An 18,537-nucleotide genomic window follows, 5' to 3' on the forward strand; every position below is an offset into this window, starting at 1 on the left:
TCCCCTCATGCAATTGGTATAGCTAGATCAAAAAAGGCTCCTTGAGGAGCCTTTTTAACGTGTGGTATTAACTTACCAACCCGCTTTCTCTTTTAGTGCAGAACCGATTTCTGCAAGAGAGCGAACTGTTTTAACACCCGCTGCTTCAAGCGCTGCGAATTTCTCGTCAGCTGTACCTTTACCGCCTGCGATAATTGCACCAGCGTGACCCATACGCTTACCTGGAGGAGCTGTAACACCTGCGATGTAAGAAACAACAGGCTTAGTTACGTTGTGCTTGATGTACTCAGCCGCTTCTTCTTCAGCTGTACCGCCGATCTCACCGATCATGACGATAGCTTCAGTTTGCGGATCGTTTTGGAACATCTCTAGTACGTCGATGAAGTTAGTGCCTGGGATTGGGTCACCACCGATACCAACACAAGTAGATTGACCGAAGCCAGCGTCAGTTGTTTGCTTAACTGCTTCATAAGTCAAAGTACCAGAACGTGACACGATACCTACTTTACCAGGCATGTGGATGTGACCTGGCATGATACCGATCTTAGTTTCACCTGGAGTGATAACACCAGGACAGTTAGGACCAATCATGCGAACGCCAGTTTCTTCTAGCTTCACTTTAACATCAACCATGTCTAGTGTAGGGATGCCTTCAGTGATACATACGATTAGCTCGATACCTGCGTCGATCGCTTCAAGGATAGCGTCTTTACAGAAAGCAGCTGGTACGTAGATAACAGATGCAGTTGCACCAGTTGACTCTACCGCTTCACGTACTGTGTTAAATACAGGTAGACCTAGGTGAGTTGTGCCGCCTTTACCAGGAGAAACACCACCAACCATTTGCGTACCGTACTGGATAGCTTGCTCAGAGTGGAAAGTACCCTGACCACCAGTGAAACCTTGACAGATTACTTTAGTATCTTTGTTAATTAGTACAGACATTATTTGCCCTCCGCAGCAGCAACTACTTTCTCAGCAGCGTCAGTTAGTGACTCAGCTGCAATGATGTCAAGGCCAGAGTTAGCTAGTACTTCACGACCAGCTTCAGCGTTAGTACCTTCAAGACGTACAACTACTGGTACGTTTACGCCAACTTCTTTAACCGCACCGATAATACCTTCAGCGATCATGTCACAACGTACGATACCGCCGAAGATGTTAACTAGTACTGCTTTAACATTGTCATCAGAAAGGATGATCTTGAATGCTTCAGATACACGCTCTTTAGTCGCGCCGCCACCAACGTCTAGGAAGTTAGCTGGCTTGCCGCCGTGTAGGTTTACGATGTCCATAGTACCCATAGCAAGGCCTGCACCGTTAACCATACAACCAACGTTACCGTCTAGTGCTACGTAGTTAAGCTCAAAGCTTGCTGCGTGTGCTTCACGAGCGTCTTCTTGTGAAGGATCGTGGAATTCACGGATCTTAGGCTGGCGGAACAATGCATTGCCGTCTACACCGATTTTGCCGTCTAGGCAGTGTAGGTTACCAGCGTCTGTGATCACTAGAGGGTTGATTTCTAGTAGAGCAAAGTCGTGGTTGATAAACATTTGCGCTAGACCCATGAAGATCTTAGTGAATTGCTTAACTTGAGTTGGGTTCAAACCTAGTTTGAACGCTAGCTCACGACCTTGGTAAGCTTGAGGACCTACTAGTGGGTCGATCTCAGCTTTATGAATTAGCTCAGGCGTTTCTTCTGCAACTTGTTCAATTTCTACACCACCTTCGGTTGATGCCATGAACACGATTTTACGTGAACCACGGTCAACAACAGCACCTAGGTATAGTTCATTTGCAATATCAGTGCAGCTTTCTACTAAGATTTTAGCAACAGGCTGACCTTTCTCGTCTGTTTGGTAAGTAACTAGGTTTTTACCTAACCAGTTTTCAGCGAATGCGCGGATTTCGTCTTTGCTGTCTGCAAGTTTAACACCGCCAGCTTTACCACGGCCGCCAGCGTGTACTTGACACTTAACAACCCACTTGTCTCCACCGATTTTACCAGCAGCTTCAACTGCTTCTTGAGGTGTATCACAAGCAAAGCCTTCTGATACAGGTAAACCATATTCGGCAAAAAGTTGTTTTGCCTGATACTCATGCAAATTCATGATGCTTTATCCAATTTTTTATACTAAAAAAGCTGAATATTTATGCAAATAGTCAGCTATCCCAAATTGCGCACATAGTATAGATCCCAAGGCTTCTGATGAAAACCCCACTTAGACCAAAGGCGCAAAAAAAAAAGCTGTATGCGAGCATACAGCTTATTCTTTAAACAAATATTATACGTCTAGTAGTAGACGTGTTGGATCTTCAAGCAACTCTTTAATTGTTACTAGGAAACCAACTGACTCTTTACCATCGATTTGACGGTGGTCATAAGATAGTGCTAGGTACATCATAGGTAAAATTTCAACTTTACCGTTTACTGCCATAGGACGTTCTTGGATTTTGTGCATGCCCAAGATTGAAGACTGTGGCAAGTTGATGATAGGCGTAGATAGTAGTGAACCGAATACACCACCATTGGTAATAGTGAAGTTACCGCCAGTCATATCGTCAACAGTTAGTTTGCCATCACGACCTTTAATAGCCAATTCACGAATATTCTTCTCGATTTCAGCAACAGAAAGCTTATCGCAATCACGTAGTACTGGAGTCACTAGACCACGAGGTGTTGATACCGCGATGCTGATGTCAAAGTAGTTGTGGTAAACGATATCGTCACCGTCGATTGACGCGTTAACTTCAGGGAAACGCTTAAGTGCTTCAGTTACCGCTTTCACGTAGAAAGACATGAAACCTAAACGAATACCGTGGCGCTTCTCAAATACCTCTTGGTACTGCTTACGAAGATCCATGATTGGCTTCATGTTTACTTCGTTGAACGTTGTCAGCATTGCTGTTGAGTTCTTCGCTTCTAATAAGCGGTTAGCGATTGTCTTACGTAGACGAGTCATAGGTACACGTTTTTGAGTACGCTCACCTACCGGGGCAGCTGGTGCAGAAGCCGCAGGCTTAGACTCTGATTTTGCTGGTGCTTTAAGGAAAGCATCCACGTCTTCTTTAGTAATGCGGCCGCCTTTACCAGAACCTTTGATCTTGGCAGCATCAAGGCCTTTCTCTGCGATAAGACGACGAACAGATGGTGTTAGTACATCTGAGTTTTCGTCAGAAGCAGCAGCTGGTGCTTCTTCTTTCTTCGCACTTGATGATGCAGCTGGTGCGCCACCGGCAACGATTTTACCGATAACTTGATCACCTAGTACTGTCTCACCTTCAGCGTGGATGTGCTCACCCATCACACCGTCTTCAGGTGCAACAACTTCAAGAACCACTTTATCTGTTTCAATATCAACTAGATTCTGGTCGCGGCTAACCGCTTCACCTGGTTGAACGTGCCAAGTTGCGATAGTAGCGTCTGCTACTGACTCAGGAAGTACAGGTACTTTAATGTCCACTTCTTTACCTTCTGCTGCTGGCGCCGATTCTGACGCTGCTGATTTTTCATTTGATTGAGCAGGCGCTGCTGCTTCATCAGCAGCACCTAGTTGTGCAATAACTTGTTCGCCAAGAACGGTTGCGCCTTCCTCTTCAGAAATTGCAACGATAACACCATCTTCTGGCGCTACAACTTCTAAAACGACCTTATCCGTTTCGATGTCAACTAAGTTTTGATCACGAGTCACTTTATCACCAACGCTTACATGCCATGTAGCAACCGTTGCATCGGCAACAGACTCAGGAAGAACAGGAACCTTAATTTCGGTTGTCATCTCTTATTCCTTATTTCTTAATTGTTAAAGCGTCAGCAATTAACGCGTTTTGTTCTTTAGTATGTGTAGACATGTATCCACATGCTGGTGCAGCTGAAGCCTTACGGCCTGCATAAGTCAGATTTGCGCCAGCTGGGATAGCTTCCCAGAAATGATGCTGTGAACAGTACCAAGCACCTTGGTTTTGTGGCTCTTCTTGACACCAAACAAAATCTTTTACGTGCTGGTAGCGAGCCATGATCTCATCCATCTCTTTGTGAGGGAATGGATATAGCTGTTCAACACGAACGATAGCCACGTTGTTAAGCTCTTGCTTACGACGTTCTTGCAGTAGTTCGTAATAAACCTTACCGCTACAGAACACAACACGCTCAACGTTTTCAGGATTGATATCATCAATCTCATCGATCATATTATTGAATACGCCTTCGGATAGCTCTTCTAGGCTAGAAACAGCTAATGGATGACGTAAAAGCGACTTAGGCGTCATTACAATCAGAGGACGACGTAGCGGGCGCACCGATTGACGACGTAGCATTGCGTATACTTGCGCTGGTGTTGACGGCACACATACTTGCATATTGTGGTCAGCACAAAGCTGTAAATAACGCTCTAAACGCGAAGAACTGTGCTCTGGACCTTGACCTTCATAGCCATGAGGAAGAAGTAGTGTTAGACCACATAAACGACCCCACTTCTGCTCACCTGAACTTAGGAATTGGTCGAATACGACTTGAGCACCGTTGGCGAAGTCACCAAATTGCGCTTCCCACAGAACCAATGACGTTGGCTCTGCTGTCGCGTAACCATATTCGAATGCAAGTACCGCTTCTTCCGAAAGTACTGAATCGTACACTTCGAACAGGCCTTGGCCTTCACGAATGTTTTGCAGTGGAAGATAAGTAGACGCGTCTTTTTGGTTATGAACTACGGCATGACGGTGGAAGAATGTACCACGACCAGAATCCTGACCGGTAAGACGAATATCAGTGCCTTCATCAACCAAGGTCGCGTAAGCCAATGTCTCAGCCATACCCCAATCAAGCATTTTCTCGCCTTGCGCCATAAGTTTACGATCATCGTAAATCTTTTTAACGCGTGATTGTGCTTTATGAGCCTCTGGGTAGCTCGCAATCTTTTCGCCAAGCGCTTTGAGTTTATCTAGCGCAACCTTTGGTTCATACGGCGTGTCCCAATCGTGACCAACATACTTAGACCAATCTGATGAGTGTTTGGTTTCTTTTTGAATTTCTTCTACGACACAAACGCCTTTATCAAGACCATTTCGGTAATCGTCAGCAATTTGTTTCGCATCGTCTTCAGAAATCACACCTTCGCGCACAAGTTGATCAGCATACAATTGGCGAGGTACTGGGTGCTTTTTGATTTTCTGATACATCAGCGGTTGCGTTGCATTTGGCTCATCCGCTTCGTTGTGGCCGTGACGACGGTAACATACTAAGTCAATCACCACATCACGTTTAAACTTGTTACGGAAATCAAGTGCAACTTGTGTAACGAAAGCAACGGCTTCAGGATCATCTGCATTCACGTGGAAGATAGGTGCCTGAACCATTTTAGCGATATCAGTACAGTATTCAGTCGAACGAGTATCTTCGCGTTTTGACGTAGTGAAACCAACTTGGTTATTAACTACGATGCGGATCGAACCGCCAACGCCGTATGCACGTGTTTGCGATAAGTTAAACGTTTCTTGAACGACACCTTGACCTGCGATTGCAGAGTCACCGTGAATTGTGATTGGTAATGCTTTAGAACCACTTTGGCAATTCAAACGGTCAAGACGAGCACGTACCGAACCCATTACTACCGGGTTTACGATTTCAAGGTGAGATGGGTTAAATGCCAATGCCATATGAACATTGCCGCCCTTCGTACCAAAGTCAGAAGAGAAACCCATGTGGTATTTAACGTCACCAGAACCTGCGTGCTCGCCGTATTTACCAGCAAACTCGTCAAAGAGTTCTTGTGGGTTTTTACCCAATACATTCACTAGTACATTTAGACGACCACGGTGGGCCATACCAATTACGGCTTCTTGCTGACCGCTTTCACCAGCACGGTGAATAAGCTCTTTCAGCATAGGCACAAGTGAGTCACCGCCTTCTAGAGAGAAACGCTTAGCGCCTGGGAATTTTGCGCCCAAGTACTTTTCTAAGCCGTCTGCAGCAGTTAGACCTTTGTAGATTCTTAGTTTGGTTTCTTTGTCGAATTGTGGCTTCGAGAAGGACGATTCCAAACGCTGTTGTAACCAACGTTTTTCTTCGGTAGACGTGATGTGCATGTACTCAGCACCGATAGAGCCACAGTATGTCGCTTTAAGCGCAGCGTACAAGTCTTTGAGTTTCATTGTCTCTTTGCCACAAGCAAAAGAGCCAACGTTAAATTCTTTATCTAAGTCTGCATCGGTTAAATCATGAAAAGCAGGGTCAAGATCGCGAACACGTTCTCTATCCCAAATCCCTAAAGGATCTAGGTTTGCGTTCTGATGACCTCTGAAACGGAATGCATTAATTAACTGCAGAACTTTAACTTGCTTGGCATCAGCAGAACCCTCTGCGGAAACCACGACTTCTCTGTGTTTGTTTTTAGCAAGCTCCGCAAATTGCGCTCTTACTTCTGAATGTTTAGTGTCAACATCCACTCCATCAACTTTAGGTAGTTGATCAAACACCTCTCGCCACTCTTCTGGCACTGAAGCTGCATCATCTAGATACGCCTCATATAGATCTTCTACGTACGCAACGTTACCGCCGTACAAATGCGAAGATTCTAGCCATGCCTTCATCACACCTTCGTGCATCTATTAGCCCTTTTATCTAGCGCAGAAACTCAAACGAAAACAAGATGGCAAGCTTTTGCTTGCCATCTTAGCTAGTAGTATGTGTTATACCGAACGGTTTAACAACATTGATTTAATTTGTCCAATTGCCTTAGTTGGATTAAGGCCTTTTGGACATACGCTAACACAGTTCATAATACTGTGACAGCGGAATACGCTGAACGCATCATCAAGACCAGCAAGACGTTCTTCTGTCGCTGTATCACGGCTATCAGCCAAGAAACGATAAGCATGTAGAAGACCCGCAGGACCGATGAACTTGTCTGGGTTCCACCAGAAAGAAGGACAAGACGTTGAACAACATGCACAAAGAATGCATTCGTACAGGCCATCTAGCTTTTCACGTTCTTCAATTGACTGAAGACGTTCTTCACCACCAGTTGGCTTGTTGTTGATCAAGAATGGCTTAACCTTCTCGTATTGCGTATAGAACTGGCTCATGTCGATTACTAAGTCACGGATCACCGGAAGACCTGGTAATGGACGAATGACGATCTTGCCTTTACCACCGTTCTGCAAAGCAGAAATTGGAGTAATACATGCAAGGCCGTTTTTACCATTCATATTAATACCGTCAGAACCACATACCCCTTCACGGCATGAACGACGGAAAGATAAAGATGGGTCTTGCTCTTTTAACTGCATAAGAGCATCTAACACCATCATGTCACGACCTTCCTCTACTTCTAGAGAATAGTCTTGCATGCGTGGCGCCGCATCTTCATCAGGATTATAACGATAAACAGATAATTCTAAAGTTGCCATCGCTTAGCTCCTAGTATGTACGTGCTTTCGGTGGGAATGCTTCACGAGTCTTAGGCGCGTAGTTAACTTCACGCTTACTCATAGACTCAGACTCTGGGTTGTAAATCGAGTGACACAACCAGTTTTCATCATCACGCTCTGGGTAGTCGAAGCGAGAGTGTGCACCACGGCTTTCCGTACGGAAGTTCGCAGCAACCGCTGTCGAGTACGCTGTTTCCATCAAGTTATCTAACTCTAGACACTCAATACGTTGCGTGTTGAATTCAGCAGACTTATCGTCAAGACGTGCGTACTGTAGACGCTCACGAATTTCTTTAAGTTCTTTAAGACCTTCAGCCATTGCATCACCTTCACGGAATACCGAGAAGTTAAGCTGCATACAACGTTGTAGATCTTTCTTGATTTGTACAGGATCTTCACCCTGACCTTTCGCAGAAGTTTCCCAACGGTTAGTACGCGCAAGTGCTGCGTCTACGTTATCGTTGCTTGCTTCTTTAGCGATTTCAGCATCTTTCAAGTAAGTACCAAGGAAGTTACCCGCCGCACGACCGAATACGACAAGGTCAAGCAGTGAGTTACCACCTAGACGGTTTGCACCGTGTACAGATACACACGCAATCTCACCTACTGCGAATAGACCTTCAACGATCTTTTCATTACCTTGACCGTCTACGTTTAGCACTTGACCGTTAACGTTAGTTGGTACACCACCCATCATGTAGTGACAAGTTGGGATTACTGGAATTGGCTCTTCTGCTGGATCTACGTGTGCGAATGTCTTCGCTAGATCACAAACGCCAGGAAGACGTAAGTTAAGTGTCTCAGCACCTAAGTGGTCAAGCTTCAGCTTGATGTGCGGACCCCAAGGACCATCACAACCACGACCTTCACGGATCTCAGTCATCATTGAACGTGCAACAACGTCACGTGACGCTAGGTCTTTCGCGTTTGGCGCATAACGCTCCATGAAGCGCTCGCCATCTTTATTTAGAAGGTAACCACCTTCACCACGACAACCTTCTGTTACTAGTACACCCGCACCTGCGATACCTGTCGGGTGGAACTGCCACATTTCCATGTCTTGCATTGAAATGCCAGCACGAACCGCCATACCAACGCCGTCACCCGTATTGATGTGCGCGTTCGTTGTTGATGCGAAAATACGACCCGCACCACCAGTTGCAAGAACAACTGCTTTTGATTTGAAATAAGTGATTTCACCTGACTCGATATCGATTGCGGTGACACCCACTACATCGCCATTGTCATTTTTTACTAGGTCTAGTGCATACCACTCAGAGAAAACGTTTGTTTTGTTTTTAACGTTTTGCTGATATAGGCAGTGTAGCAACGCATGGCCAGTACGGTCCGCTGCGGCTGCTGTACGTGCAGCTTGCTCGCCACCAAAGTTTTTCGACTGACCACCGAAAGGACGCTGATATACGCGACCGTTCTCAAAACGAGAGAAAGGTAGACCCATGTTCTCAAGTTCAGTGATAGCTTCTGGACCTGTTTTACACATGTACTCGATAGCGTCTTGGTCACCGATGTAATCAGAACCTTTAACCGTATCGTACATGTGCCATTCCCAGTTGTCCTCGTGAGAGTTACCTAGCGCAACGGTGATACCACCCTGTGCTGATACTGTATGAGAACGAGTTGGGAAAACTTTTGAAATAAGAGCACAAGTTTTGCCTGATTCCGAGATAGCAAGTGCCGCGCGCATACCCGCACCGCCTGCACCGACTACAACTGCGTCAAATTCACGTACGTTATATTTCACTTAAACACCCCACAGAACAAACAGACCAATAGCTACGTAAGCTAAAGCCATAAGGTTTAATACAAAGCCAAGAATAGTGCGAGTTGTTGAGTTCTTAACGTAGTCAGTTAGAACCTGCCACAAACCGATGCGTGTATGTACCATGATGCATACTAGTGTGATCATCGTTGCTGCTTTCACAGCTAAGTTTGAGAACAACCCTGACCAAGCTTCATAAGTCAGTTCAGGAGTAATTAGAAGATAGCCTACGATGAATACCGCGTAAGCTAGGATAATTAACGCAGTTGTACGTAGTGACACGTAGTCTTGTACGCCATCACGCTTTAGAGTCGCTTGATTTAAGACCATATCCATACTCCAGCCAAAATTGCTACGATAACCCAAAGTGCTAGTGCAATCTTCGCGCTATTGTTGCCTGATTCTAATTCTTCCCAATGTCCCATATCCTGGATCATGTGACGGATACCACCGATGATGTGGTAAGACAATACAGTTAGGGTGCCCCACGCGATGAATTTCGCGATAAAGCCAGACATCAGTTCTTTTACAAACTCGAAGCCTTCAGGAGAAGAAAGGGATTCAGACCAAGCCCAAATCACAAAGGTCAAAGCGAAGAAGAAAGCGACACCGGTGACACGGTGAAGAATCGACGCTTTAGCCGTTGGCGGCATAGATATAGTCGTAAGATCTAGATTTACAGGTCTTTGCTTTTTCACAGTTACTTGCCCATCTTTGCCCACAAAGGAGCTCATCTACTTGTTTTTATGAAACCCACCTACATATTGCAAATGTAGGTGGCACACTCTAGATAAACCAATTAGGACACCAAAAAGTTCACTCGAGTGTAAAAATTGATGTAAAAATAGGTTTACCCACAGACGATACGGTATAAAACCGTTGACAGTATATAAGGCTATGCGCCCTTTTACAATTCTTGTTTAGATAGAGACGCTTGCGAATTAGCGAATGGTCTAATATTTAATCGTCGTAGAATATTTATTATACATTTATGCATAAATCACAGAAAAATTGACTTTTAACCTAGGTTATAAGTTAGAATGATCTGAATTTGCTTAACATTAGTATCACAACATAACAATCAGAATATTGTTATTAAATAGGAGACAAATAGATGGCAGATAAAAAAGCCACAGTCCATATTGATGGTCACGATCCGATTGAGTTACCAATTTACGAAGGTACAGCTGGACAAGACGTAGTTGACGTTCGTTCTTTAGGTGCTCACGGCCTATTTACGTATGACCCAGGATTTATGTCGACTGCCTCTTGTGACTCGTCTATCACTTACATTGACGGTGCCAAAGGTGTACTGCTTCACCGCGGTTATCCAATTGAGCAACTTGCTGAAAATTCTAACTATATTGAACTTTGCTACCTACTATTAAATGGTGAATTACCAAGCGAAGAGCAACTAGCTGAGTTCTCAGATGAGATCACTCGCAACACAATGATGCACGAGAAAATCGCTGCATTTTTCCAAGGTTTCCGTGTCGATGCACACCCGATGGCAATGCTATGTGGTGTAGTTGGTGCGTTATCTTCGTTCTATCACTCAGATTTGGATATTTCTGATGAAGATCAGCGCATGCGTTGTGCAATCAAATTAGTAGCTAAGCTACCAACGATTGCTGCAATGGCGTACAAGTATAACGTTGGCCAACCGTTCGTATACCCACGTAACGACTTGAGCTACGCAGAAAACTTCCTTCACATGATGTTCTCTGTACCAGCTGAAGACTATAACGTCAGCCCAGTGCTTGCTAAAGCAATGGATCGTATTTTCATGCTTCACGCAGATCATGAGCAAAACGCATCAACTTCAACAGTTCGTCTTGCAGGCTCTTCAGGTGCAAACCCTTACGCGTGTATCGCGGCAGGTATTGCATCACTTTGGGGTCCTGCACACGGTGGTGCAAACGAAGCATGTTTAACTATGCTTGAAGAAATCGGCTCTGTTGATCGTATTGACGAGTACGTTGCAAAAGCAAAAGACAAGAACGATCCGTTCCGTCTAATGGGCTTTGGTCACCGCGTTTATAAAAACTTTGACCCACGTGCGACGGTAATGCGTCAAACGTGTCACGAAGTGCTTAAAGAGCTAAACATTCAAGATCCGCTGCTTGACGTAGCAATGAAACTTGAACAGATTGCCCTAGAAGACCCTTACTTCATCGAGAAGAAGCTATACCCGAATGTAGACTTCTATTCTGGTATCATTCTTAAAGCAATCGGTATTCCAACAAGCATGTTTACGGTTATCTTCGCGATGTCTCGTACTGTGGGTTGGATTTCACACTGGAACGAAATGCTTTCTCAGCCAGGACACAAAATTGGTCGTCCACGTCAGCTTTACAAAGGCTACACGTCTCGCGACTACAAAACACAAAACGACAGATAATCTCGTTATGGTGTTTGAAAAGGCCGCTTAATGCGGCCTTTTTTGTTTTAATATCGCCGCGTATTCGTTAGAATCGCGCTGCTCAATTAACTCAGGTACGTTATGACTGACATCCAATCTCTGCGCAACGACTTTCCAATTTTGAACAAACAACTTGATGGACAGCCGCTTTGCTATCTTGACTCTGCTGCAACTGCGCAAAAACCGAACAAAGTCATTGATGTCATAAAAACTTTTTATCAAGATGAGAATTCAAACGTACATAGAGGTTTACACACACTTAGTGAAAACGCCACTGTTCGCTACGAAAGTGCCCGAGAAACAATTGCCAATTTTTTAAATGTAGAAACACGAGAAATCGTATGGACCAGCGGCGCAACTGAATCACTAAACCTGTTGGCTCATGGCCTGAGTGCACGCTTCGATTCAGACAGCGTCATTGCCATCAGTCCCTTTGAACATCACGCTAACATAGTGCCTTGGCAAGAAGCTTGTCAACGTACCGGTGCAACTTTACTGGTGTTACCTATGTTAGACGGCGTCCTCGATGAGCAAGGCGCAATTGCGATGTTAAAGCAGCATAAACCTGATGTGTTAGCAATGGGCCATGTTTCAAACGCACTTGGGAATATTCATCCAATTGAGTCGCTCATTTCGGTTTGCAAGGCCCTAGGTACCATCACGGTTATCGACGGCGCACAGTCTTTACTGCATTTGAGACCTGATCTGAAGGCGCTGGATTGCGACTTTTATGTTTTTTCAGCTCATAAAGCGCTTGGACCAACAGGTGTCGGCGGACTTTATGGTAAATACCAGCAACTAAATGCGCTCCCCGTATACAAAACCGGCGGCGAAATGATAAAAGAAGTGAGCTTCGAGCGTTCCAGCTATAGAGAGGCACCTGGCAAGTTTGAGCCCGGCACGCCCAATATTTCTGGCGTTATCGGATTTGCCGCAGCGATAGATTATATAAACGAGATTGATCCCAGTGCACTTCAACGTTATGAGCAAGCGCTCTACCACTCCCTTTTAGCAAAGCTAAGACAGATTGAAGGCATCACGGTTTATGGCGATACACAAAACAATGTTGGCGTCGTCAGTTTTAACTATAAAAGCGAGCACCACTACGATCTTGCCACACTACTCAATACATACGGCGTAGCAGTCAGAAGCGGACACCATTGTACTCAGCCGCTAATGAAAATGCTCAAGGTTAATGGAACAGTACGTGCAAGTTTGGCTTTTTATAATAACCAAGACGATATTGAGCATTTTATTAACGCATTAAATGCCACAATCGAATTACTAGATTAGACTTATGAATATCGAACATATCACAAAAAAATTATCTGAAAGTCATGGCTGGCAAGCCAAGTATCGTGAAATTATGCTGCTAGGTAAACAACTTCCTGAGCTTCCTGATGCCCTGAAAGTCGAATCAGCGTTAGTGTCAGGCTGTGATAGTAAAGTTTGGCTCTATCTGGACTTAGATGAAAGCGCGCAACAACTCGTACTTATTGCCGACTCAGATACGCGTATTGTCAAAGGATTACTTGCAATCATCATTGCAGCGTACGCAGGTAAAACGCCAGAGCAAGCAAGCCAGTTTAATGCTTATGAACTGTTTGAGTCGCTTGGATTAATTGCTCACCTAAGCCCATCTAGAGGTAATGGTATACGTGCGATTGTTGAACAGATCCAAGTGAAGGCAGAGATATTAAAATAACGTGATATAAGGTGCTCAAACGAGCACACTTATTCGCTGCTTTTGCTTTGTTTATCTAGGTACTTACGTATTGCTTTGGACGCCGCAAAAAAACCAAAGCTCCCAGTTACCATAGTAGCAGAGCCAAACCCGGTCGCGCAGTCCATATTTTTCCCACCTTCAGCTTGTTGCTTTGCTTTGCACACAGTGCCATCGGTACTTGGGTAAACGAGCTGCTCTGTAGAGTACACACAATCGACGCCAAATTTACGTTTTGGATTATCGCTAAAGTTATATTGTTTTCTGAGAATATAACGTACTTTTGCCAGCAGCGGATCATGGGTCGTCTTTGCCACATCCCCATACTGGATCTGGCTCGGATCGGTTTGACCGCCTGCACCACCTGTAGTGATCACCGGTATTTTATTGCGCTTACAATGCGCGATTAGCGCCGCTTTCTCTTTAACCGCGTCGATACAGTCGATAACATAATCAAAGCCTTGAATGTAGTTTCTAATGTTATCTAACATCAGAAAATCATCGATCAGGGTAACTTCACAATCAGGGTTAATCGCAAGACAGCGATCTCGCATTGCCTCAATCTTTTGCATCCCGATACTTTCGCCATGAGCATGTAACTGACGGTTAATGTTGGTTACACAAATATCGTCCATATCGATAAGCGTTATTTTACCTATACCCGTTCTCACTAGCGCTTCTACAGCCCAACTGCCAACGCCACCAATACCAATGACACAAAAGTGTGCTTTACTTAATGCTTCTAACTCGGCGTTACCGTATAACCGACCAATGCCGCCAAATCTTAGTTCTCTATTCGAATCAGTCATGTTACCACTCTAATTGACTTGGATTTTGCCAACTTGCAAAGATTTCATGTGCCAATAAATGGCCAAATGCACCATCATCTTCAGGCGCCGCTTGATAGTGTTGATGGTTACCTTGCCACTCAAATTCAAGGCAAAATGCGTGAAGATACGTTCTATCTGCAGGCTCTCCACTATAGGCTAAATCACCTAAAATTGGCGCACCGATGCTTTTTAGTGCCACCCGAATTTGGTGTGTTTTACCGCTAAACGGTTTAACGATACATGCGCGTAGGTTGGTCGCAACAGAGCATGAATAAAATCGAGTCACCGCAGGATTTAGCTTAGTTTTAACCAGTTTATAGGTGCCTCTACGCGACTTAGCCATATCACCTTTTATCCAGCCTTGCTTTTTCTTCGGTTTAGCACTAACTAACGCCAGGTAAAATTTGTCTATTTTCCGAGCGGAAAACAAGCTAGTCAGCTGCTTTGCAGCCTCGCTAGACTTCGCTAAAAGGATGAGTCCCGATGTGACTTTATCGAGGCGGTGAACTGGAAATAAGGGATAGCCTAGTTGATCCGTCAGTAAGGCAACAAAACCTGCACCGTCCTCACTATGGAAGCTCATACCTTGTGGTTTGTATGCAACCACATAGTCTACCTCGTCCGCAATGAGCTTAAACTTTTCCATTCAGTATCTCTTGAACCCGTGCCAAATCTTCGGGAGTATCCACTCCAGCATGCACCGGCTTAGCCGCTTTAGCGACCTTAATTTTGTATCCATGATACAGCACGCGTAGCTGCTCAAGCGACTCTTGCACCTCTAGCGGTGAAACACTTAGCGATAAATAGGTTTGAATAAAGCCCGCACGATAGGCATATATGCCAACATGACGTTTAAAATGGCTCACTGGAATGCTATTTTTGTCGAGCGTTAACATACTGTCACGCTGAAACGGAATAGACGAGCGAGAGAAATACAGTGCGTTGTCTTGAATATCAGACACCACTTTTACGGCATTCGGATTCAACACCTCTTCTACATCTTCCACATCAACGCACAAAGTCGCCATCGGTGCATCAGAATGATGCAGTAGTGCTGCCACTTGTGCGATGTTATCAGGCTCTAGCAGTGGCTCATCACCTTGTACGTTGACCACCAAGGTTTGTTCGTTCAGCCCCAGTTGTTCAACAACTTCGGCGAGTCGCTCAGTACCAGATTGATGATCTTCACGCGTCATGAGCACATTATCAGTGAAGTGTTGCGCTGCCTCAAATACCGCACTGTGATCGGTAGCAATATAAACCGCTGCAGCGCCAGATTGAATAGCCTGTTCGTAAACACGCTGGATCATTGGTTTGCCGCCGATATCAGCAAGCGGTTTACCAGGCAGCCGGCTTGAAGCATAACGCGCAGGAATGACGACTACGAATTCCACTGCTCAACCTCATCACTGCTCAGCTCGCGCGCTTCGTTTTCCAATAACACAGGAATATCATCTTTAATTGGATACGCAAGCTTGGCTGCTGTGCTGATCAGCTCTTTGTTTTCTTTGTCATATCTTAATTTGCCTTTACATACTGGGCAGGCAATTATTTCTAGTAATTTGGTATCAAAGGCCATGATAAATCTCTTTCTTTTTAAGTAAATTTAATACCGCTTTTTCAAGCGCTGATGTAGGTTTGGCATCTACTTTGAGGTAATACCAATTATCTTTTGCAAATGTGCGACACTTTACCGCATCTTTCTCTGTCATAAAAATAGCGCCGTTTTCAATTTGCGAGAAGTCGGACGCGTGGTATGGATGATGGTCCGCAAAATGTAGACTTTCACTCAGAACAATCCCTCTATCTCGTAGCGTATTTTCAAATCGCGCCGGATTGCCGATAGCACAGACTGAAGCACCGACCATTTCTATGTTGGATGCTGGACTATCATCTGTCACACGAAAAAAACCAACCGCCTCTAATGTGTAAGAATAACTCTCGCATCCACCATTATATACGGCAAGATCGACACTCTGGATACGCTTAGGTAATTCCCTAAGCGGCCCTGCTGGCATCCACAAGCCATTCCCAAAGCGTCGCTCAGCATCAACAATACAGAACTCAATATCTCGTGCCAATTTATAGTGCTGTAGTCCGTCGTCGCTGACGATGATGTTTACATCGCTATTACCTAATAATTTTTCAATACTGGCTTGTCTATCAGCACCAATCATCACTGGGCATTTCAGTCGTTTGGCGAGTAAACAAGGTTCATCACCGCCCTCTTCCGTTGAAGTCGCTGCAGTGACCAAAAACGGGGTTGAGCTAGGTTTTGCACCGTAGCCTCGACTGATCACACCAACCTTAAAACCAAGCTTTTCAAGAAAAGGGACTAACCAAAGCACAAATGGCGTTTTGCCATTACCGCCCACACTGATGTTACCGACAATAATAACCGGAACAGGCGAGCGGTACGCGGGGCGAAAACCGAGTTGATAAAGCCCCTTTCTCACCGAGCTAATAAGTCCAAATAACAGGCTTAGCGGAAGCAATAATAGTGTTAGTAGTCCCGGTTTTTTATACCAACTTTGCTCTATTTTTGATGCCATTTAGTGCTCACCAAACTGCATTTTGCAAAGTGCATGATAAACCCCTTCCTGCGCGACCAATTCAGCATGCTTGCCTTGTTCGATGATCTTGCCTTTATCTAGCACATAGATGCAGTCACAACGCTCGATTGTCGATAACCGATGGGCAATTACTATGGTTGTTTTATCAGCCATCAGCTCTTCCAACGCTTGTTGGATCAAACGCTCAGATTCTGTGTCCAACGCTGATGTGGCTTCATCTAAAATAAGGATAGGTGCATCTTTTACAATAGCACGCGCGATGGCGATACGTTGTCGTTGTCCGCCAGAAAGCATTACGCCATTTTCACCAACAAGGGTATTTAGGCCCTCAGGAAGATCTTTAACAAATTCCCAGACGTGGGCTTGTTTTACGACTTTTTCTAAGGCTTCTTGCGATAAGGGTTGCTTTAACGAGTACATAATATTGTTTGCAATGGTGTCATTAAACAACACCACTTGCTGCGACACGATGGAAAACTGCGCGCGTAGATCAGCAAGCTGGTAATCATTTATGTTCGTGCCGTCTAACTCAATACTGCCCGCTTCAATATCATAGTAACGCGGTAATAGATTAGAAATCGTTGATTTTCCTGAGCCACTTCTACCAACCAACGCAATACTCTGCCCTGCTTTGATTTCAAGGTTTAATGACTCAATCACCGGATCGCTTTTAGATGGATAAGTAAAGGTTAAGTCTTTGACTTGTAGGTTACCTTGAGCACGAGATAAGGACTGAGTGCCAGTGTCCTTTTCTTTTTCAAGATCAATCACCGCAAACACACTTTTCGCCGCAGAGATCCCGCGTTGCAGGTCACTATTTACATTGGCAAGTTGTTTTAAAGGACGCAGCATCATCATCATAGAGGTGATCAAAGTGACAAAGGTGCCCGATGAAATTTTATCTACCATGGAAGGCATCGCGACAATCGCGAGTATCACTGCCATTGCGCTCGCCGCTATGATTTGGATGATAGACACGCTCAGCGCTTTAGTCGCATCCATTTTTACGCGCTGCTGACGGTTATGATTATTAACTTTAGCAAAGTGAGAGATGGTTTTTTCTTGGCCACCAAAACCATGGATGACTTTATGACCCGCCATCATTTGCTCAGAACTTTTCGTCACTTCTCCCATCGCATCTTGAATATTCTTGGAGATTTTCTTAAAACGCTTAGACACCACAGTGACTATCACTGCCACAATTGGGACCACAACTAAGAAAATAAGCGATAGCTGCCAGCTTGCATAAAACATCGTAATAAGTAGGAAAAATACAAATGCACCTTCACGGATCAGCACTTGAAGCGCCTTAGTGACGGCTTGCTGTACCTGCTCTGTATCAAAAGTGATTTTTGATATCAATTCACCATTAGAATGTTGATCATGAAACGACACTGGTAGATACAACATATGTTCAAATAGTTGCTGTCGCAACGCACGCACAACCTGAGACCCAACATAAGACAAGCAATACGATGCCATATAGTTAAAGATACCGCGTCCAATAACTAACGCGATGACAACAAAGGGAGCCAGTTTTAGTACATCGCGATTGCCTGCAGTGAGGCCCTCATCGATAAACGGATCCATTAGCGCAACGAACGAAGCGTCCATCGCAGCGTACCCTATCATGCCAATTACTGAAAATATGGCAGCGAGTTTAAAGTCTTTTACATAGCTAAATAATCTAGCGTAAATCTGCTTGTCGGTTGGTTGCATTGCCAGCCTCTACTTTTCTATATGGCATTATTGTAACTTTCAAATCGTTAAAACTGAATGGA

General features: G+C 44.7%; 17 protein-coding genes. 3 read left to right on the top strand and 14 right to left on the bottom strand.

Annotation, left to right across the window (positions count from 1 at the left end):
• Window positions 1-72: 72 nt before the first annotated feature.
• From sucD to sdhC, 8 genes are all read right to left on the bottom strand, one after another.
• Complete coding sequence (gene sucD, locus MHN30_RS10225) at window positions 73-945, bottom strand: succinate--CoA ligase subunit alpha (protein ID WP_099641555.1); 873 nt, start codon at window positions 943-945, stop codon at window positions 73-75.
• Window positions 945-2,111 carry an ADP-forming succinate--CoA ligase subunit beta gene (gene sucC / locus MHN30_RS10230; RefSeq protein ID WP_010371452.1) on the bottom strand — a complete coding sequence of 389 codons (1,167 nt, stop codon included), beginning with the start codon at window positions 2,109-2,111 and terminating at the stop codon, window positions 945-947. Before sucC ends, sucD begins: the two co-directional genes overlap by 1 nt.
• A 174-nt stretch (window positions 2,112-2,285) precedes the next feature.
• Window positions 2,286-3,779, bottom strand: coding sequence for a 2-oxoglutarate dehydrogenase complex dihydrolipoyllysine-residue succinyltransferase (gene odhB, locus MHN30_RS10235; RefSeq protein WP_130163986.1), 1,494 nt, complete (start codon window positions 3,777-3,779; stop codon window positions 2,286-2,288).
• 10 nt (window positions 3,780-3,789) lie between these two features.
• The gene (sucA, locus tag MHN30_RS10240) at window positions 3,790-6,603 is read right to left on the bottom strand and encodes a 2-oxoglutarate dehydrogenase E1 component (RefSeq protein ID WP_010371459.1); all 2,814 of its coding nucleotides are present in this window, start codon (window positions 6,601-6,603) and stop codon (window positions 3,790-3,792) included.
• A gap of 84 nt (window positions 6,604-6,687) precedes the next feature.
• Window positions 6,688-7,407, bottom strand: coding sequence for a succinate dehydrogenase iron-sulfur subunit (locus tag MHN30_RS10245; RefSeq protein WP_239359485.1), 720 nt, complete (start codon window positions 7,405-7,407; stop codon window positions 6,688-6,690).
• 10 nt (window positions 7,408-7,417) lie between these two features.
• Window positions 7,418-9,190, bottom strand: a complete 1,773-nt coding sequence (sdhA, locus tag MHN30_RS10250) for a succinate dehydrogenase flavoprotein subunit (RefSeq protein ID WP_010371464.1) — start codon at window positions 9,188-9,190, stop codon at window positions 7,418-7,420.
• Window positions 9,191-9,538 carry a succinate dehydrogenase, hydrophobic membrane anchor protein gene (sdhD, locus tag MHN30_RS10255; protein WP_010371467.1) on the bottom strand — a complete coding sequence of 116 codons (348 nt, stop codon included), beginning with the start codon at window positions 9,536-9,538 and terminating at the stop codon, window positions 9,191-9,193.
• Entirely contained in the window at window positions 9,529-9,906 is a 378-nt protein-coding gene (gene sdhC, locus MHN30_RS10260) for a succinate dehydrogenase, cytochrome b556 subunit (RefSeq protein WP_125252744.1), read from the bottom strand. The genes sdhD and sdhC overlap by 10 nt, the downstream gene beginning before the upstream one ends.
• Before the next feature lie 416 nt (window positions 9,907-10,322).
• On the opposite strand from sdhC, the gene MHN30_RS10265 reads away from it, so the two are divergent.
• From MHN30_RS10265 to MHN30_RS10275, 3 genes are all read left to right on the top strand, one after another.
• Complete coding sequence (locus tag MHN30_RS10265) at window positions 10,323-11,609, top strand: citrate synthase (protein WP_010371472.1); 1,287 nt, start codon at window positions 10,323-10,325, stop codon at window positions 11,607-11,609.
• 102 nt (window positions 11,610-11,711) lie between these two features.
• Window positions 11,712-12,923 carry a cysteine desulfurase gene (locus MHN30_RS10270; RefSeq protein WP_239359487.1) on the top strand — a complete coding sequence of 404 codons (1,212 nt, stop codon included), beginning with the start codon at window positions 11,712-11,714 and terminating at the stop codon, window positions 12,921-12,923.
• 4 nt (window positions 12,924-12,927) lie between these two features.
• On the top strand, window positions 12,928-13,335 hold the full coding sequence (locus tag MHN30_RS10275) for a SufE family protein (RefSeq protein ID WP_045989060.1): 408 nt from the start codon (window positions 12,928-12,930) through the stop codon (window positions 13,333-13,335).
• A gap of 29 nt (window positions 13,336-13,364) precedes the next feature.
• On the opposite strand, the gene tcdA is transcribed toward MHN30_RS10275, so the two are convergent.
• From tcdA to msbA, 6 genes are read right to left on the bottom strand one after another with little or no spacing between them, the layout of a single operon-like run.
• A complete protein-coding gene (gene tcdA / locus MHN30_RS10280; protein WP_239359489.1) occupies window positions 13,365-14,162 on the bottom strand; it encodes a tRNA cyclic N6-threonylcarbamoyladenosine(37) synthase TcdA in 798 nt (265 codons plus the stop codon).
• 1 nt (window position 14,163) lies between these two features.
• Window positions 14,164-14,829 (bottom strand): TIGR01621 family pseudouridine synthase, encoded by a 666-nt coding sequence (locus MHN30_RS10285; RefSeq protein WP_130163984.1) that lies wholly within the window; start codon window positions 14,827-14,829, stop codon window positions 14,164-14,166.
• Window positions 14,816-15,577: a 3-deoxy-manno-octulosonate cytidylyltransferase gene (gene kdsB, locus MHN30_RS10290; RefSeq protein ID WP_045989057.1), complete on the bottom strand. Its 762-nt coding sequence runs from the start codon at window positions 15,575-15,577 to the stop codon at window positions 14,816-14,818. The genes MHN30_RS10285 and kdsB overlap by 14 nt, the downstream gene beginning before the upstream one ends.
• Entirely contained in the window at window positions 15,565-15,762 is a 198-nt protein-coding gene (locus MHN30_RS10295; RefSeq protein ID WP_010371492.1) for a Trm112 family protein, read from the bottom strand. The genes kdsB and MHN30_RS10295 overlap by 13 nt, the downstream gene beginning before the upstream one ends.
• Window positions 15,752-16,735 (bottom strand): tetraacyldisaccharide 4'-kinase, encoded by a 984-nt coding sequence (gene lpxK, locus MHN30_RS10300; protein WP_130163983.1) that lies wholly within the window; start codon window positions 16,733-16,735, stop codon window positions 15,752-15,754. The genes MHN30_RS10295 and lpxK overlap by 11 nt, the downstream gene beginning before the upstream one ends.
• Window positions 16,736-18,475, bottom strand: coding sequence for a lipid A export permease/ATP-binding protein MsbA (msbA, locus tag MHN30_RS10305; protein ID WP_239359498.1), 1,740 nt, complete (start codon window positions 18,473-18,475; stop codon window positions 16,736-16,738). It lies immediately after the preceding gene.
• Window positions 18,476-18,537 lie beyond the last annotated feature (62 nt).

Source organism: Pseudoalteromonas sp. OF7H-1, assembly GCF_022347825.1.
In the GTDB taxonomy this organism is placed as follows: Bacteria; Pseudomonadota; Gammaproteobacteria; order Enterobacterales; family Alteromonadaceae; genus Pseudoalteromonas; species Pseudoalteromonas maricaloris.

Bases quoted from the DNA above. Each gene is read 5' to 3' on its own strand.
- sucD (WP_099641555.1), bottom strand. From the start codon at position 945: ATGTCTGTACTAATTAACAAAGATACTAAAGTAATCTGTCAAGGTTTC.
- sucC (WP_010371452.1), bottom strand. From the start codon at position 2,111: ATGAATTTGCATGAGTATCAGGCAAAACAACTTTTTGCCGAATATGGT.
- odhB (WP_130163986.1), bottom strand. From the start codon at position 3,779: ATGACAACCGAAATTAAGGTTCCTGTTCTTCCTGAGTCTGTTGCCGAT.
- sucA (WP_010371459.1), bottom strand. From the start codon at position 6,603: ATGCACGAAGGTGTGATGAAGGCATGGCTAGAATCTTCGCATTTGTAC.
- MHN30_RS10245 (WP_239359485.1), bottom strand. From the start codon at position 7,407: ATGGCAACTTTAGAATTATCTGTTTATCGTTATAATCCTGATGAAGAT.
- sdhD (WP_010371467.1), bottom strand. From the start codon at position 9,538: ATGGTCTTAAATCAAGCGACTCTAAAGCGTGATGGCGTACAAGACTAC.
- MHN30_RS10265 (WP_010371472.1), top strand. From the start codon at position 10,323: ATGGCAGATAAAAAAGCCACAGTCCATATTGATGGTCACGATCCGATT.
- MHN30_RS10270 (WP_239359487.1), top strand. From the start codon at position 11,712: ATGACTGACATCCAATCTCTGCGCAACGACTTTCCAATTTTGAACAAA.
- MHN30_RS10275 (WP_045989060.1), top strand. From the start codon at position 12,928: ATGAATATCGAACATATCACAAAAAAATTATCTGAAAGTCATGGCTGG.
- tcdA (WP_239359489.1), bottom strand. From the start codon at position 14,162: ATGACTGATTCGAATAGAGAACTAAGATTTGGCGGCATTGGTCGGTTA.
- MHN30_RS10285 (WP_130163984.1), bottom strand. From the start codon at position 14,829: ATGGAAAAGTTTAAGCTCATTGCGGACGAGGTAGACTATGTGGTTGCA.
- MHN30_RS10295 (WP_010371492.1), bottom strand. From the start codon at position 15,762: ATGGCCTTTGATACCAAATTACTAGAAATAATTGCCTGCCCAGTATGT.
- lpxK (WP_130163983.1), bottom strand. From the start codon at position 16,735: ATGGCATCAAAAATAGAGCAAAGTTGGTATAAAAAACCGGGACTACTA.
- msbA (WP_239359498.1), bottom strand. From the start codon at position 18,475: ATGCAACCAACCGACAAGCAGATTTACGCTAGATTATTTAGCTATGTA.